General features: G+C 64.8%; 16 protein-coding genes and 1 other RNA gene. 14 read left to right on the top strand and 3 right to left on the bottom strand.

Translation table 11 applies throughout. From position 1 onward, the window contains the following. Nucleotides 1-108: 108 nt before the first annotated feature. The 8 genes from QMX82_RS03325 (at nucleotide 109) to QMX82_RS03290 (ending at nucleotide 6576) form a co-directional block, all read left to right on the top strand. Complete coding sequence (locus tag QMX82_RS03325; RefSeq protein WP_208692797.1) at nucleotides 109-2553, top strand: Lon protease family protein; 2445 nt, start codon at nucleotides 109-111, stop codon at nucleotides 2551-2553. Between the two features lie 161 nt (nucleotides 2554-2714). Further along, the gene (locus QMX82_RS03320; protein ID WP_007160783.1) at nucleotides 2715-3056 is read left to right on the top strand and encodes a PA4575 family protein; all 342 of its coding nucleotides are present in this window, start codon (nucleotides 2715-2717) and stop codon (nucleotides 3054-3056) included. A gap of 80 nt (nucleotides 3057-3136) precedes the next feature. Next, complete coding sequence (locus QMX82_RS03315) at nucleotides 3137-3625, top strand: TIGR00645 family protein (protein WP_133861321.1); 489 nt, start codon at nucleotides 3137-3139, stop codon at nucleotides 3623-3625. A 147-nt stretch (nucleotides 3626-3772) separates the two neighbouring features. After that, nucleotides 3773-4078, top strand: coding sequence for a DUF6482 family protein (locus tag QMX82_RS03310; RefSeq protein ID WP_208692796.1), 306 nt, complete (start codon nucleotides 3773-3775; stop codon nucleotides 4076-4078). After that, complete coding sequence (locus QMX82_RS03305) at nucleotides 4075-5625, top strand: cryptochrome/photolyase family protein (RefSeq protein ID WP_282281258.1); 1551 nt, start codon at nucleotides 4075-4077, stop codon at nucleotides 5623-5625. Before QMX82_RS03310 ends, QMX82_RS03305 begins: the two co-directional genes overlap by 4 nt. Then, a complete protein-coding gene (locus QMX82_RS03300; RefSeq protein WP_158891806.1) occupies nucleotides 5622-5780 on the top strand; it encodes a DUF2256 domain-containing protein in 159 nt (52 codons plus the stop codon). Before QMX82_RS03305 ends, QMX82_RS03300 begins: the two co-directional genes overlap by 4 nt. Before the next feature lie 41 nt (nucleotides 5781-5821). Further along, nucleotides 5822-6439 carry an FKBP-type peptidyl-prolyl cis-trans isomerase gene (locus tag QMX82_RS03295; RefSeq protein WP_187980262.1) on the top strand — a complete coding sequence of 206 codons (618 nt, stop codon included), beginning with the start codon at nucleotides 5822-5824 and terminating at the stop codon, nucleotides 6437-6439. A gap of 61 nt (nucleotides 6440-6500) precedes the next feature. Next, nucleotides 6501-6576, top strand: a non-coding RNA gene (locus QMX82_RS03290) — sX9 sRNA. Nucleotides 6577-6588: 12 nt separating this feature from the next. Here the strand turns inward: QMX82_RS03290 and QMX82_RS03285 are convergent. Further along, nucleotides 6589-6843, bottom strand: a complete 255-nt coding sequence (locus QMX82_RS03285; protein WP_007160789.1) for a PA4570 family protein — start codon at nucleotides 6841-6843, stop codon at nucleotides 6589-6591. Between the two features lie 137 nt (nucleotides 6844-6980). Next, nucleotides 6981-7955, bottom strand: coding sequence for a polyprenyl synthetase family protein (locus QMX82_RS03280; protein ID WP_027600172.1), 975 nt, complete (start codon nucleotides 7953-7955; stop codon nucleotides 6981-6983). A 400-nt stretch (nucleotides 7956-8355) separates the two neighbouring features. Between QMX82_RS03280 and rplU the strand changes: the two genes are divergently transcribed. From rplU to proB, 4 genes are all read left to right on the top strand, one after another. Next, on the top strand, nucleotides 8356-8670 hold the full coding sequence (gene rplU, locus QMX82_RS03275) for a 50S ribosomal protein L21 (RefSeq protein WP_007160791.1): 315 nt from the start codon (nucleotides 8356-8358) through the stop codon (nucleotides 8668-8670). A 26-nt stretch (nucleotides 8671-8696) separates the two neighbouring features. Further along, nucleotides 8697-8957 (top strand): 50S ribosomal protein L27, encoded by a 261-nt coding sequence (rpmA, locus tag QMX82_RS03270; protein WP_007160792.1) that lies wholly within the window; start codon nucleotides 8697-8699, stop codon nucleotides 8955-8957. A 122-nt stretch (nucleotides 8958-9079) separates the two neighbouring features. After that, entirely contained in the window at nucleotides 9080-10291 is a 1212-nt protein-coding gene (cgtA, locus tag QMX82_RS03265) for an Obg family GTPase CgtA (RefSeq protein ID WP_133861314.1), read from the top strand. Between the two features lie 15 nt (nucleotides 10292-10306). After that, the gene (gene proB, locus QMX82_RS03260) at nucleotides 10307-11425 is read left to right on the top strand and encodes a glutamate 5-kinase (protein ID WP_282281252.1); all 1119 of its coding nucleotides are present in this window, start codon (nucleotides 10307-10309) and stop codon (nucleotides 11423-11425) included. 95 nt (nucleotides 11426-11520) lie between these two features. On the opposite strand, the gene rpsT is transcribed toward proB, so the two are convergent. After that, nucleotides 11521-11799 (bottom strand): 30S ribosomal protein S20, encoded by a 279-nt coding sequence (gene rpsT, locus QMX82_RS03255; protein ID WP_007160795.1) that lies wholly within the window; start codon nucleotides 11797-11799, stop codon nucleotides 11521-11523. A 243-nt stretch (nucleotides 11800-12042) separates the two neighbouring features. Here rpsT and murJ point away from each other — a divergent pair, with 243 nt between their 5' ends. Continuing rightward, the gene (gene murJ, locus QMX82_RS03250; RefSeq protein ID WP_208692789.1) at nucleotides 12043-13581 is read left to right on the top strand and encodes a murein biosynthesis integral membrane protein MurJ; all 1539 of its coding nucleotides are present in this window, start codon (nucleotides 12043-12045) and stop codon (nucleotides 13579-13581) included. Nucleotides 13582-13660: 79 nt separating this feature from the next. Then, nucleotides 13661-14608, top strand: coding sequence for a bifunctional riboflavin kinase/FAD synthetase (ribF, locus tag QMX82_RS03245; RefSeq protein WP_282281248.1), 948 nt, complete (start codon nucleotides 13661-13663; stop codon nucleotides 14606-14608). Nucleotide 14609: the final 1 nt, after the last annotated feature.

The following is a 14609-nucleotide window of genomic DNA, read 5'->3' as shown; positions in this document are numbered from 1 at the left end:
CTCGAACCGCTGCGCTTAAATATGCGGCGGAGCGCCGCTTGCCTTGCTTCGGCTGTCATCCCGGTCGCAGAATGCGGGCACTGCTTGCATGCCTGACAAGGACTTACGATGCACGATCCCGTCGCAGCCGGTCTCCGGCTCGCCCCTGATGAGCTGACCCGCCCCTTCGCCCCCGAACAGTTTTCCTTCGCCGATACCGATCAGCTCGAGCCCTTTCGCGGCATCCTGGGTCAGGAGCGCGCGGTGGAAGCCCTGCAGTTCGGCGTGGCCATGCCGCGGCCCGGCTACAACGTCTTCGTCATGGGCGAGCCGGGCACCGGTCGTTTCTCCTTCGTCCAGCGCTATCTCAAGGCCGAAGCCAAGCGCCAGCCGACGCCCAACGACTGGGTGTACCTGAATCACTTCGAAGAGCCCCGGGCGCCAAGCGTGCTGGAGCTGCCCCCCGGCGAGGGCGAGGCCTTCGTGGCCGACATGGCCCATTTCATCGACAACCTCCTGGCCACCTTTCCGGCGGTGTTCGAGCATCCGGCCTTCCAGCAGAAGAAGAGCGCCATCGAGCGCGCCTTCAACCAGCGCTATGACCAGGCGCTGGACGTGGTGGAAAAGCTCGCCCTGGAAAAGGAAATCGCCCTCTACCGCGACGCCAACAATGTCGCCTTCACCCCGATGAAGGAAGGCAAGGCGCTGGATGAAGCCGACTTCGCCCAGTTGCCCGAGGCCGAGCGGGAGCGTTTCCACGCCGACATCTCCAGCCTGGAAGAGCGTCTCAACGAAGAGCTGGCCAGCCTGCCGCAGTGGCGCCGGGAATCGAGCAACCAGCTGCGTGCCCTGAACGAAGACACCATCATCCAGGCCCTGCAACCGCTGCTGGCGCCGCTGTCGGAAAAGTACAACGACAACCCCGGGGTCTGCGCCTACCTGCAGGCCATGCAGGTGGACCTGCTCAAGACGGTGGTCGAGCAACTGGCCGACGACGCCAAGCCCGACATGCAGCGGCGCAAGGAGCTGCGCGAGCAGTACGAGCCCAATCTGATCATCGGCCACCACGTCACCGGTGGTGCCCCGGTGGTGTTCGAGTCCCATCCGACCTACGACAACCTCTTCGGCCGTATCGAATACCAGTCCGATCAGGGCGCGCTCTACACCAACTATCGCCAGCTGCGCCCCGGCGCGCTGCACCGCGCCAATGGCGGCTTCCTCATCGTCGAGGCGGACAAGCTGCTGACCGAGCCCTTCGTCTGGGACGCCCTCAAGCGCGCCCTGCATTCGCGTCAGCTGAAGATGGAATCGCCGCTGGCCGAGCTGGGCCGGCTCACCGCCATGAGCCTGGCGCCGCAGCAGATCCCGCTGCAGCTCAAGGTCATCATCATCGGCTCGCGCAACATCTACTACACCCTGCAGGAGCTGGATTCGGACTTCCAGGAGATGTTCCGGGTGCTGGTGGACTTCGACGAAGAGCTGCCGCTGCGCGACGAAAGCCTCGAGCAGTTCGCCCAGTTGCTCAAGACGCGCACCTCGGAAGAGGGCATGGCGCCCCTGACCTCGGCGGCCGTGGCCCGTCTGGCCACCTACAGCGCGCGCCTGGCCGAGCACCAGGGGCGGCTGTCGGCGCGTATCGGCGATCTGTTCCAGCTGGTCAGCGAAGCCGACTTCATCCGCCACCTGGCCGGTGACGAGCGTACCGACAAGGGCCATGTCGAGCGCGCGCTCAAGGCCAAGGAGACCCGCACCGGTCGCGTCTGCGCCCGGGTGCTGGACGACATGCTCACCGGCCTCATCCTCATCGACACCCAGGGCGCTGCGGTGGGCAAGTGCAACGGCCTCACCGTGCTGGAGGTGGCCGATTCCGCCTTCGGCATGCCGGCGCGCATCTCGGCCACCGTCTACCCGGGTGCCAGCGGCATCCTCGACATCGAGCGCGAGGTCAGTCTGGGCCAGCCCATCCACTCCAAGGGCGTGATGATCCTGACCGGCTACCTGGGCAGTCGCTATGCCCAGGAATTCCCGCTGTCGATCTCGGCCAGCATCGCCCTGGAGCAGTCCTATGGCTATGTCGATGGCGACAGCGCCTCCCTCGGCGAGGCCTGCACCCTGATCTCCGCGCTGTCGCGTACGCCGCTCAAGCAGTGCTTCGCCATCACCGGCTCCATCAACCAGTTCGGCGAAGTGCAACCGGTCGGTGGCGTGAACGAGAAGATCGAGGGTTTCTTCCGCCTCTGTCAGGCCCGCGGTCTGACCGGCGAGCAGGGTGTGATCATCCCGCGCGCCAACGTCACCAACCTGATGCTCGACGAGACCGTGCTGGAAGCGGTTCGCGCAGGGCTGTTCCATGTCTATGCCGTGCGCCAGGCGGACGAGGCTCTGTCGCTGCTGGTGGGCGAGCCCGCCGGGGCACCGGATGCCAAGGGGCGCTTCCCGGACGGCAGCGTCAATGCGCGCGTGGTACAGCGTCTCAAGGAAATCGCCGAGCTCGAGCTGGAAGATGAACTGGCCGACAAACTCAGTGATAACTCCAAGGCAAAAGGGAAAAACAACGAAGCGCAGGAGAACTGAGCTCCAGGGGGCAGGTCGGATTTTGTACAAGGCGTCGTAGCCCAAGTAGCACGGCGCCTAGACCCGCTTGCCCCCTTTTGACCAACAGGGTTGTCCACAGCCTTTGTGGATACCTCTGGCCTAGGACCGGCGAGCATTGAGCGCTTCGAGAGGATGACGCCATGTCCCGCACCATTACCCTGATCCGTCCCTGCCTGGGCCTCGTCACCCGTATCGAATGCGAAATCAAGCCGCTCGGTCAGGAACAGGGCCTCTGGACCCTGTTGTGCGCCGCCGGTCTGAATGGCCAGCAGCCCACTGCGATCAAGGCCCAGGGGCCTTTCCACGGTCCCAAGGCGGCCGAAGGCGTCATGACCGCCATCGCCGAAAACCTGGTTGAACAGGGCTATATCCAGGTCGAAGAGACCCAGATTTGGCGCCTGCACATGCAGAGCGAGCTGCGCAAGATGAACGGCGAGCGCGCCCACCAGCAGGTGCGTTTCCAGGTCGGTCCCGACGCCTGAGTCAGGTACAACCTGCCGCATTGGTCCGCCTGCACCGCCCCGGTATACTCGCCCGGCCCTGGTAATCCGAGCGAGTCTGCATGGAACGTCTGATCGAAAAAGCCCTTTACGCCTCCCGCTGGCTGCTGGCCCCCATCTATCTGGGGTTGTCCCTGGCATTGGTCCTGCTGGCGCTCAAGTTCTTTCAGGAAGTCTTCCACGTCCTGCCGCACATCTTCCAATCCACCGAAGCCGAACTGATCCTGCTGGTCCTGTCGCTTATTGACATGGCGCTGGTGGGTGGCCTGCTGGTCATGGTGATGATCTCCGGCTACGAGAATTTCGTCTCCCAGCTGGACATCGATGAAGGCTCGGAAAAGCTCAGCTGGCTGGGCAAGATGGATTCGGGCTCGCTGAAGAACAAGGTGGCTGCCTCCATCGTCGCCATCTCCTCGATCCACCTGTTGCGCATCTTCATGGATGCCCAGAACACCAATCCCGAATACCTCAAGTGGTACGTGATCATCCATCTGGTGTTCGTGGTCTCGGCCTTCGCCATGGGCTATCTGGATCGGCTGACCAAGCACTGACGGGCCAGGCGGCCATTCGTCCGCCGCCGGCAGCTTTCGTTTACGCTTTGTGGATTGCGCCGCTGCGCTGGCTTGTCCTAGGTTGTCGAATGCTTACAGCTGCCGATCGACGCCCTTCCTGGCGTCGATCTCGACCCGGAGGTTTCCATGCAATTGCCGGAATTGATCCAGCGCGCCCAGGCCGGCGAGGTCCGTGAACTCAATCTGCTGTCCATCGAAGGCGGCTTCTATGTGCTCGAGGTGCTCACCCAGGACGGTCGCACGCGGCTGACCGGGCGGGATGGCCACTTCTACCGCCTGGGCTCCGCTGCCCAGGCCCGCCGTCTGCTGGCCGACCTGCCGCCGCTGCCGTGCTTCCTCATTCAGCACAGCGCCTATGACGAGATGGTCGGCATGGCGCCACGCTCCTCGGAACCCCTGAAGATCCCGCTGAACTACCGGAACGCCTCTTGAGCCACGGCGCCGTCCGGCGCCTGCTGCCGATCCTTGGCGATCAGTTGTCGCCCCGGCTGGCCTCCCTGCGTGATGCCGATCCCGCCCAGGACGTACTGCTGCTCGCCGAGGTCCAGGAAGAAACCAGCTACGTCCCGCACCATCCGCGCAAGATCGCCCTGATCTTCAGCGCCATGCGCCACTTCGCCAGCGAGATGCGCACGCGTGGCTTCCAGGTCCATTACCGCACCCTGGATGACCCGGACAACCAGGGCTCGCTGCCGGCCGAGATCGCTTTCTGGGCGAAAGGAACGGGCGCGCGCGAGGTTCATCTGACCGAAACCGGCGAATGGCGTCTGGAACAGGCCTTGCGGGGGCTCGCTCTGGCGGTGCCTGTGCAGTGGCACGGCGACGACCGATTCCTTTGCAGCCGCGCCGCCTTCGCCCGCTGGGCCGGGGCGCGCACCGAGTTGCGGATGGAGGCCTTCTACCGCGGCATGCGCAGACGACACGGCTGGCTGATGGAAGGGGAGGACGAACCCTGTGGCGGGGTCTGGAATCTGGACAAGGACAATCGCAAGGCCCTGCCCAGGGACCATCCTGTCCCCGAGCCCTTCAGCTGCCCGCCCGATGCCTGTACCCGGGAGGTGCTCGACCTGGTCGGGCAGCGCTTCGCCCACCACTATGGCCGGCTGGAGGGCTTCGACTACCCGGTGACGCGTTCCGATGCTGAGCGCCTCTGGCAGCACTTCCTGGCGTCGGGCCTGCGCGACTTTGGTAGCTACCAGGACGCCATGGCCCGCGGCGAACCCTATCTGCATCACGCCCGGATCAGCGCGGCGCTCAATATCGGGCTGCTGGACCTGCGTCAGCTCTGCGCCGACGTGGACGTCGCCTATCGCGAGGGCAGGGTGCCGCTCAACAGCGCCGAGGGTTTTCTGCGTCAGCTGATCGGTTGGCGGGAGTACGTCCATGGCGTCTACTGGCTGCGCATGCCCGACTACCGGGAGCTCAATGTGCTGGGCAATAGCCGGGCGCTACCGGAGTTCTACTGGACCGGGACGACCAGCATGGCCTGCATGCGCGAAGCCATCGGCCAGACCCTGGCGCTGGGTTACGCTCACCATATCCAGCGGCTGATGGTCACCGGCAACTTCGCCCTGCTGGCCGGCATCGCGCCCCAGGCCATCGGCGAGTGGTACCTGGCGGTCTATCTGGATGCCTTCGAGTGGGTCGAGCTGCCCAACACCCAGGCCATGGTAATGCACGCGGACGGTGGCTATCTGGCGAGCAAGCCCTATTGCGCCAGCGGCCAGTACATCCGTCGCCAGTCCGACTACTGCAAGGGCTGCCACTATCAGGTTGGCGAGGCACTGGGCGAGCGGGCCTGCCCCTTCAATGCCCTCTACTGGCATTTCCTGATCCGCCATCGCGGGCGCTTCGTCCACTATCCGCGCATGCTCAATCTCTATCGCAATCTCGATCGTCAGACGCCCGAGCGGCAGCAGGCGCTCTGGCAACGGGGTGAGGCACTGCTGGCGCGTCTCGACGCAGGAGAATCCCTATGAAGAAGGCCGATCTGCCCACCAAGCTCTGTCCGGTCTGCCAGCGGCCCTTCACCTGGCGCAAGAAGTGGGAGCGCAACTGGGACGAGGTGCGCTACTGCTCCGAGCGCTGTCGGCGGCAGCGGGGCAGTCTGGGCGGCGGCGAGTCGAGTCCCTGATGTGCTAGGCTCGGCTCCTTTTTGACGATGGAAAGGCTGCTATGAACGACATCCTGCTCGACACCGACGAAGCCCGCGTCAGCTATGGCATCGGCCGCCAGCTGGGCGATCAGCTGCGCCAGAATCCGGTCCCCGGCATGCAGCTGGCAGCCGTGCTCGCCGGTCTCAACGAGGCCTTCGACGGCCAGGAGTCCCGGGTGGACGTCGAGTCGCTGAACGCCAGCTTCCGGGTCATCCGCGAGCGCATGCAGGCGGAAGCTCAGATCAAGGCCGCCGCGGCCGCCCAGGAAGGCGTCGACTACCTGAAGGCCAATGCCGAGCGCCCTGGCGTCGTGGTGCTGCCGTCCGGTCTGCAATACGAGGTGCTCACCCAGGGTGAAGGCGCTACGCCGACTCGCGAAGACCAGGTGCGTACCCACTACCACGGCACCCTCATCGACGGCAGCGTGTTCGACAGCTCCTACCAGCGCGGCCAGCCGGCCGAGTTTCCGGTGGGCGGCGTGATCGCCGGCTGGACCGAAGCCCTGCAACTGATGCCTGCCGGCAGCAAGTGGCGCCTGCATGTGCCCAGCGAACTGGCCTATGGCGCCCAGGGCGTCGGCGGCATCCCGCCGCACAGCGTGCTGGTGTTTGACGTCGAGTTGCTCGACGTCCTTTAAGAGCGACCGACAAAACTACTGCGCGTCCGCCAGGTGGGTGCGTGCCGTGCTCGAAATCCTCATGTACCACTTGTACATTGCGGTTTCTGCGCTCCGCGCGCACCCGGCTAACAACCGCTCGCTACGTGCTGTTGGCCACTCTTCGGCCTTCAGCAGTCCAGCCGCAGCGCCTCGTTGTCCGGGCGCAGCGCCAGGGCATAGCTGAACAGGAAGACCTGGCGGATCTGCTCCTTCACCACCCGCGGTTCGCTGGAGGTGAGGCTGTGCAGGTCCAGCTCGCCCAGGTCCTTGAGTTCTTCCAGGGCCGTCTCGTCCAGTTCCGCGCAGACCTTGCCGGTTTCCCGGTTGAGGATGCGCAGATAGGGATGCGGCCGGTCCAGCCAGGCGTCGATCAGATAAGTCATGGCAAGAGCTCCTGCTGTGCTATTTATGAGAATAATTCTTATTCGCTAAATAGCAAGCCGATTACCTGACTTTTTTAGTAGGACATGAAAAAGCCCGCAGTCTGGCGACGGCGGGCTTGGTCAGTCGACGGCAGGCCTCAGTGGGTACGGGCCACCGAGAAGCGACCCAAGTCAGCGAGCGCATCGCGATATTCGCTGGCGGGGAGGGCATCCAGGCAGGCGATGGCTCGCTCGGCGAATTCCTGCGCCTTGCGCGCGGTATAGTCCAGGGCGCCGGCGGCTTCGACGGCGGCGCGCACGCCTTCCAGATCCTGGCTGCCGCCCTGGCGGATCGCCTGACGTACCAGCGCGGCCTGTTCGGCAGTGCCTTCGCGCATGGTCACGATCAGCGGCAGGGTCGGTTTGCCTTCGGCCAGGTCGTCACCGACGTTCTTGCCCAGGGCCACGGCGTCGCCCTGGTAGTCGAGCAGGTCGTCGACCAGCTGGAAGGCCACGCCCAGATGATCGCCATAGCGACGCAGGGCGTCCGCCTGTTCGGCGCTGGCGCCGGCCAGGATCGCCGCGCTGTGGGTGGAGGCCTCGAAGAGCATGGCGGTCTTGCCGCGAATGACCTCCATGTAGATCTCTTCGGTGGTGCTGGCGTCGCGGATCTTCGACAGCTGCAGCACCTCGCCCTCGGCGATGACGCGAGTGGCCTGGGAGATGATGCGCATCACCTCCATGGAGCCCAGCGCCACCATCATCTCGAAGGAGCGGGCATAGAGGAAGTCGCCGACCAGCACGCTGGGGGCATTGCCCCAGAGCGCGTTGGCAGTGGAACGGCCGCGGCGCATCCCCGAGGCATCGACGACGTCGTCGTGCAGCAGGGTGGAGGTGTGCAGGAATTCGATGGTCGCCGCCAGCAGCTGCAGATCGTGGTCGGCGCGCCCGAGCGCCTTGCCGGCCAGCAGCACCAGCAGCGGACGCAGGCGTTTGCCACCCGCGGAGACGATGTAGTCGCCAATCTTCTCGACCAGCGGCACGCGCGAGGTCAGCTGCTGGCGGATGATGCCGTCTACGGCGGCGAAATCGTCCGTCACCACGCGATAGAAGGACTGGGATTGCTGCGTCATTGAGAGGTGTCCACTGGAGGTCCGGGCAATATTCAGGCGGCCGGATGGCGCATGACCGCCAGACTATGCCCTAGGGACCGGCACGAGTGCCATGCCCAGGGATTGCCATCGCGCTCCCGCGGCTCGCCGCTCCTGCCGATTCGGCTGGGCACCGGCCCGGCATGGCCGCTGAACGAGGTTGCGCGGCATGCTAGGGGTGGGGTGGGGGGCTGTCAAGGCGCGGGCGGGCGGCTCTTGCCTCCTGGCCCGGGCTTGCGTAGAATCGCGGGCCCTGAACATTCCTAGGGTTGACCCCCTGTCTTACGCAATTGCGCGGCGGTCCTTCCGGTCCCGTGCAGCCATGCCGGTCGACGATACCTCCTATAAAGCACCGGGTGAGCAGGTTTAACGGAGATTTACCATGTCCTACGCAGTTATCGTTACCGGTGGCAAGCAATACAAGGTCGCCGAAGGCGAATACCTGAAGGTCGAGAAGCTCGACATCGCCACCGGTGAAACCGTCACCTTCGACCAGGTTCTGCTGGTTGGCAACGGTGACGACGTCAAGATCGGTCTGCCGGTCGTTGATGGTGCCAAAGTGACCGCCGAAGTGACCGCCCAGGGCCGTCACGACAAGGTCACCATCATCAAATTCCGTCGTCGTAAGCATCACATGAAGCGTCAGGGCCACCGTCAGTGGTTCACCGAAATCAAGATCACTGGCATCCAGGCCTGATCTCGCCTCTAACGGAGAATTGACTCATGGCACACAAAAAAGCGGGTGGTTCTACTCGTAACGGTCGCGATTCCGAAAGCAAACGCCTTGGCGTGAAGCTGTACGGCGGCCAGGTCGTCAAGGCCGGCAACATCATCGTGCGTCAGCGCGGCACCCAGTACCATGCCGGTTACGGCGTGGGCCTCGGCAAGGATCATACCCTGTTCGCGAAAGTGGACGGCGTGATCAAGTTCGACGTGAAGGGCGCCTTCGGTCGTCGTTACGTGAGCATCGTCGCCGCCGCCTAAGGCCCGTGACGAAAGAAAAGCCCTGTCTACCCGACGGGGCTTTTTCGTTTGTAGTTAAGCTATTTCCCTTGTAGTTAAGCTATTTCCTTGTTTGCAGCGGCCCGCGAGCGCGGGAGGTCCAGATGAAATTCGTCGATGAAGTATCCATACACGTAAAAGCGGGTGACGGCGGCAACGGCATGATGAGTTTCCGCCGGGAGAAATTCATCGAGAAGGGTGGCCCCAATGGCGGTGACGGCGGCGATGGCGGGTCGATCTGGCTCGAAGCCGACATCAACCTGAACACCCTGGTCGATTACCGTTACACCCGACGTTTCACCGCGCAGAACGGTGAAAAGGGTGGGAGCACCGAGTGCACCGGCGCCAAGGGTGAAGACCTGGTGCTGCCGGTCCCCGTGGGCACCACGGTGATCGATGCGGCGACCCAGGAAATCATCGGTGACCTGACCCAGCCCGGTCAGCGCATCCGTGTGGTCCAGGGCGGCTGGCACGGCCTCGGCAATACCCGTTTCAAGTCCAGCACCAACCGTGCGCCGCGGCAGACCACGCCCGGCAAGCCCGGCGAAGAGCGTGATCTCAAGCTGGAGCTCAAGGTGCTGGCGGACATCGGTCTGCTCGGCCTGCCCAATGCCGGCAAGAGCACCTTCATCCGTGCGGTGTCGGCCGCGAAGCCCAAGGTGGCGGACTATCCCTTCACCACTCTGGTGCCGAACCTGGGTGTGGTCAGCGTGGGGCGCTTCAAGAGCTTCGTGGTCGCCGACATTCCGGGGCTGATCGAGGGGGCTTCCGAAGGCGCCGGTCTGGGGATCCGTTTCCTCAAGCACCTGGCGCGAACCCGTCTGCTGCTGCACCTTGTCGACATGGCGCCCCTGGATGAGAGCGATCCGGCCGAGGCCGCCGAGACCATCATCAACGAGCTGACCAAATTCAGTCCGGCGCTGGGCGAGCGTGATCGCTGGCTGGTGCTGAACAAGGCCGACCAGTTGCTCGATGACGAGCGCGAAGAGCGCCTCAAGGCAGTGGTCGAGCATCTGGACTGGCAGGGTCCGGTCTTCGTCATCTCCGCGCTGGAGCGCGAGGGGACCGAGCAGCTCTGTCAGGCGATCATGCAGTATCTCGACGAGCGTACCCTGCGCCTCGCCGAGGATCCGGCCTATGCCGAGGCGCTGGAAGAGCTCGATCAGCGCATCGAGGACGAGGCGCGGGCGCGGCTGCAGGCGCTGGATGACCAGCGTGCCCTGCGCCGTTCCGGCGTCAAGGCGGTGGACGACGCCGATGACGACTTCGATGACGAAGACGACGGCGACGGTCCGGAAATCTTCTACGTACGGTAAGAAAGGAGCTTGCCCATGCGTGATCAGGTCTCTGGCGCCCAGCGCTGGGTGGTGAAGATCGGCAGTGCCCTGCTGACCGACGACGGTCGTTGTCTGGACGGTGGGGCCATGGCCGGTTGGGTCGAGCAGATGGTGGCCCTGCACCGGGCGGGCATCGAGCTGGTGCTGGTGTCCTCGGGTGCGGTGGCGGCCGGCATGAGCCGACTCGGCTGGACGCAGCGTCCGACCGCCATCAACGAGTTGCAGGCGGCCGCGGCGGTGGGGCAGATGGGGTTGGTGCAGGCCTGGGAATCCAGCTTTGCCGAGCACCAGGTGCAGACCGCGCAGATCCTGCTGACCCATGACGACCTGTCCGATCGCAAGCGCTATCTCAACGCCCGCAGCACCTTGCGGACGCTGGTGAGCCTGGGCGTGGTGCCGGTGATCAACGAAAACGATACCGTCGTGACCGACGAGATCCGCTTTGGCGACAACGACACCCTGGCTGCCCTGGTGGCCAACCTGGTCGAGGCCGATCTGCTGGTCATCCTCACCGATCGCGATGGCATGTTCGACGCCGATCCGCGCAACAACCCCGACGCCAGTCTTATCAGCGAGGCGCGTGCCGACGATCCGGCCCTGGATCTGGTCGCTGGCGGTACCGGCGGTGCCCTGGGGCGTGGCGGCATGCAGACCAAGCTGCGTGCTGCTCGCCTGGCGGCGCGTTCCGGTGCCTATACCGTCATCGTCGGCGGGCGTATCCAGCAGGTGCTCAGTCGCCTGCAGCAGGGCGAGCAGCTGGGGACCCTGCTGTCACCCGAGCGCGGCCTGGTGGCGGCGCGCAAGCAGTGGCTGGCCGGGCATCTGCAGGTGCGCGGCACCCTGCGCCTGGATGCGGGGGCGGTGCAGGCCCTGGTGGGCGGTCATCGCAGTCTGTTGCCGGTGGGGGTGCGCGAACTGGAAGGCAGCTTCCGGCGTGGCGAGATGGTCGCCTGCGTCGGTCCGGATGGGCGCGAAGTGGCGCGTGGCCTGGTCAACTACAGTGCGACCGAAGCGCGGCGCATCCTGGGTCGGCCCTCGGATGCCATCGTCGTCGAGCTGGGCTACGTCTACGAGCCCGAACTGATCCACCGGGACAATCTGGTCCTGGTCTGACGATCGTCGATCCTGGCGCCTCTCCGGAGGCGTTGGGCGCTCGAAGCCCAGGCAATAAAAAACCGGCCTAGGCCGGTTTTTTGTTCGAGCGCTTATCAGGCAGCGGCGGGGGTAGCCAGGGCCTTGATGTGAGCGTTCAGGCGGCTCTTGTGACGAGCGGCCTTGTTCTTGTCGATGATGCCCTTGTCGGCCATGCGGTCGATGACCGGAACGGCAGCGACGTAAGCGGACTTGGCTTTTTCCAGGTCCTTGGCTTCGATCGCCTTGACGACGTTCTTGATGTAGGTACGCACCATGGAGCGCAGGCTCGCATTGTGGCTGCGACGCTTCTCAGCCTGTTTGGCGCGTTTTTTGGCGGAGGGGGAGTTAGCCACCGTGGAGCTCCTTCGAAAAAGACTGTATTGGGTACAGAGCGAACTCTGTAGCAAGTACAGAGCTAAATTAAGGTCGCGAATCTTGACGTCCCTGGCGGCGGCTGTCAAGGCCGTCTGGATGGATATCCGGCTGGTCGCCGATGAAGGGCCTCGTTACACTCGATCGCTTGTGCCCATCGCACGACTGCGCCTGCGCGCTTCCATCGTCACGTCCCGCTGCGTTCACCGAGTCCTCTCCCAGCCATGAATCTGCTCAAGTCCCTGGCCGCCGTCAGCTCCATGACCATGCTGTCCCGCGTGCTGGGTTTCGTGCGCGACACCATCGTCGCCCGCACCTTTGGCGCCGGCATGGCCACCGACGCCTTCTTCGTCGCCTTCAAGTTGCCCAATCTCCTGCGCCGCATCTTCGCCGAGGGCGCCTTTTCCCAGGCCTTCGTGCCCATCCTGGCCGAATACAAGGCCCAGCAGGGCGAGGAGGCTACCCGGACCTTCCTGGCCTATGTCAGCGGCCTGCTGACCCTGGTGCTGGCGGTGGTCACGGTGCTGGGCATGCTGGCCGCGCCCCTGGTGATCTGGATCACCGCGCCGGGCTTTGTCGATACCCCGGAGAAATTCGCCCTCACGTCCAGCCTGCTGCGGGTGACCTTTCCCTACATCCTGCTGATCTCCCTGGCCTCCCTGGCCGGCGCCGTACTCAATACGTGGAACAGATTCAACGTGCCGGCCTTCGTGCCGACCCTGCTCAACATCAGCATGATCATCTTCGCGCTGTTCCTGACCCCCTATTTCGATCCGCCGATCATGGCGCTGGCCTGGGCGACCCTGGTGGGTGGCCTGGCCCAGTTCCTCTATCAGCTGCCACACCTCAAGCGCATCGGCATGCTGGTGCTGCCCCGGCTGAATCTGCGCGACACCGGCGTCTGGCGGGTCATGAAGCAGATGGGGCCAGCGATCCTCGGGGTCTCGGTCAGTCAGATCTCGCTGATCATCAACACCATCTTTGCCTCCTTCCTGGCGGCCGGCTCGGTGTCCTGGATGTACTACGCCGATCGCCTGATGGAGTTGCCTTCGGGGGTGCTCGGCGTGGCGCTCGGGACCATCCTGCTGCCGGCGCTGTCGCGCACCTACGCCAAGGCCGATCGCGAGGAGTATTCACGGCTGCTCGACTGGGGCCTGCGGCTGTGCTTCCTGCTGGTGCTGCCGTGCTCCGCGGCCCTGGCGCTGCTGTCCGAGCCGCTGACCGTCTCGCTGTTCCAGTACGGTCGCTTCGATGCCCATGACGCCCTGATGACCCAGCGGGCGCTGGTCGCCTATGCCGTGGGGCTGCTCGGCATCATCCTGGTCAAGGTGCTGGCGCCGGGCTTCTATGCCCAGCAGAACATCAAGACGCCGGTGAAGATCGCCATTTTCACCCTGGCAGTGACCCAGGTGCTCAACCTGATCCTGATCGGACCGCTGCAGCACGTTGGCCTGGCCCTGGCCATAGGTCTGGCGGCCTGTCTCAACGCCGGCCTTTTATTCTGGCAGTTGCGCCGCCATAACCTGTTCATGCCTCAGCCTGGCTGGACGGGCTTCCTGCTCCGGCTGTTGATCGCGGTGGCGGTGATGACCGCCGTCCTGTTCGGTCTGATGCAGCTGCTGCCCAGCTGGAGCGAGGGGCTGATGTGGCAGCGCCTGCTGCGTCTGGGCGGGCTGGTCGCGGCGGGGGTGCTGGCCTATTTCGCCAGTCTCTTCCTGCTCGGCTTCCGCGTGCGCGACTTCAATCGGCGCGCGGTGCTGTGATTGCACAAGGCCGGGTGTGCGCCTGTCCTCGCGGCGGGCATCCGGATATAATCGATTAATTTCTGAGCAATCCCTATCCATGCAGCTGTTTCGCGGTCTCCATCATCTCGACGCCTTTCCCAAGGGCTGCGTTGCCACCATTGGCAACTTCGACGGGGTTCACCTGGGGCACCAGGCCATCCTCGCGCGGCTGCGTGAGCGGGCGGCGGAGCTTGGGGTGCCCAGTTGCGTGGTGATCTTCGAACCGCAGCCCCGCGAATTCTTCCTGCCCGACATCGCGCCGGTGCGCCTGACCCGCCTGCGCGAGAAACTGGAATGCTTCGCGCGCCTGGGCGTCGACAACGTGCTCTGCCTGAATTTCAATCGGCGGCTGCGCGAATTGTCCGCCGAGGCCTTCGTCCAGCAGGTGCTGGTGGAAGGCCTGGGGGTGAAACACCTGGAGATCGGCGACGACTTCCGCTTCGGCTGCGACCGCGCCGGCGACTTTACCTATCTGAACCTGGCCGCCCGCGACCACGGCTTCACCCTGGAAGCCGCCACCACCGTCGAGCTGGACGGCCTGCGGGTGAGCAGCACCCTGATCCGCCAGGCCCTGGTCGACGGCGATCTGGCCCTGGCTGCGCGTATGCTGGGGCGCCCCTACAGCCTTTCGGGGCGGGTATTGCACGGCCAGAAGCTGGCGCGTCAGCTGGGGTGGCCGACCGCCAACGTCCAGCTCAAGCGGCGCCGGCCGCCGCTGCGCGGCGTCTATCTGGTCAGCAGCCTGATCGATGGGCAGGTGGTGCCGGGTGTGGCCAACATTGGCCAGCGGCCGACGGTGCAGGGCGATGGCCGTCCGCACCTGGAAATCCATCTGCTGGACTTTTCCGGCGACCTCTATGGCCGCCACCTCAGCGTGACCTTCGTGCAGAAGGTCCGTGACGAACAGAAATTCGCCTCTCTGGAGGCCCTCAAGGCGGCGATCGAAGCGGACGTCGCCACGGCCCGCGCCTACTGGCAGGGGCAACCGTCAACGAGCCTGGACTGAC

Origin of the sequence: Pseudomonas sp. PS02302, assembly GCF_029959585.1 — a bacterium.
GTDB lineage: Bacteria > Pseudomonadota > Gammaproteobacteria > Pseudomonadales > Pseudomonadaceae > Chryseomonas > Chryseomonas aestiva.
The sequence above is the reverse complement of the archived record's forward strand: the minus strand, read 5'-3'. Positions and strand labels throughout refer to the sequence as shown.

Bases quoted from the DNA above. Each gene is read 5' to 3' on its own strand.
- QMX82_RS03325 (WP_208692797.1), top strand. From the start codon at position 109: ATGCACGATCCCGTCGCAGCCGGTCTCCGGCTCGCCCCTGATGAGCTG.
- QMX82_RS03320 (WP_007160783.1), top strand. From the start codon at position 2,715: ATGTCCCGCACCATTACCCTGATCCGTCCCTGCCTGGGCCTCGTCACC.
- QMX82_RS03315 (WP_133861321.1), top strand. From the start codon at position 3,137: ATGGAACGTCTGATCGAAAAAGCCCTTTACGCCTCCCGCTGGCTGCTG.
- QMX82_RS03310 (WP_208692796.1), top strand. From the start codon at position 3,773: ATGCAATTGCCGGAATTGATCCAGCGCGCCCAGGCCGGCGAGGTCCGT.
- QMX82_RS03300 (WP_158891806.1), top strand. From the start codon at position 5,622: ATGAAGAAGGCCGATCTGCCCACCAAGCTCTGTCCGGTCTGCCAGCGG.
- QMX82_RS03295 (WP_187980262.1), top strand. From the start codon at position 5,822: ATGAACGACATCCTGCTCGACACCGACGAAGCCCGCGTCAGCTATGGC.
- QMX82_RS03285 (WP_007160789.1), bottom strand. From the start codon at position 6,843: ATGACTTATCTGATCGACGCCTGGCTGGACCGGCCGCATCCCTATCTG.
- QMX82_RS03280 (WP_027600172.1), bottom strand. From the start codon at position 7,955: ATGACGCAGCAATCCCAGTCCTTCTATCGCGTGGTGACGGACGATTTC.
- rplU (WP_007160791.1), top strand. From the start codon at position 8,356: ATGTCCTACGCAGTTATCGTTACCGGTGGCAAGCAATACAAGGTCGCC.
- rpmA (WP_007160792.1), top strand. From the start codon at position 8,697: ATGGCACACAAAAAAGCGGGTGGTTCTACTCGTAACGGTCGCGATTCC.
- cgtA (WP_133861314.1), top strand. From the start codon at position 9,080: ATGAAATTCGTCGATGAAGTATCCATACACGTAAAAGCGGGTGACGGC.
- proB (WP_282281252.1), top strand. From the start codon at position 10,307: ATGCGTGATCAGGTCTCTGGCGCCCAGCGCTGGGTGGTGAAGATCGGC.
- murJ (WP_208692789.1), top strand. From the start codon at position 12,043: ATGAATCTGCTCAAGTCCCTGGCCGCCGTCAGCTCCATGACCATGCTG.
- ribF (WP_282281248.1), top strand. From the start codon at position 13,661: ATGCAGCTGTTTCGCGGTCTCCATCATCTCGACGCCTTTCCCAAGGGC.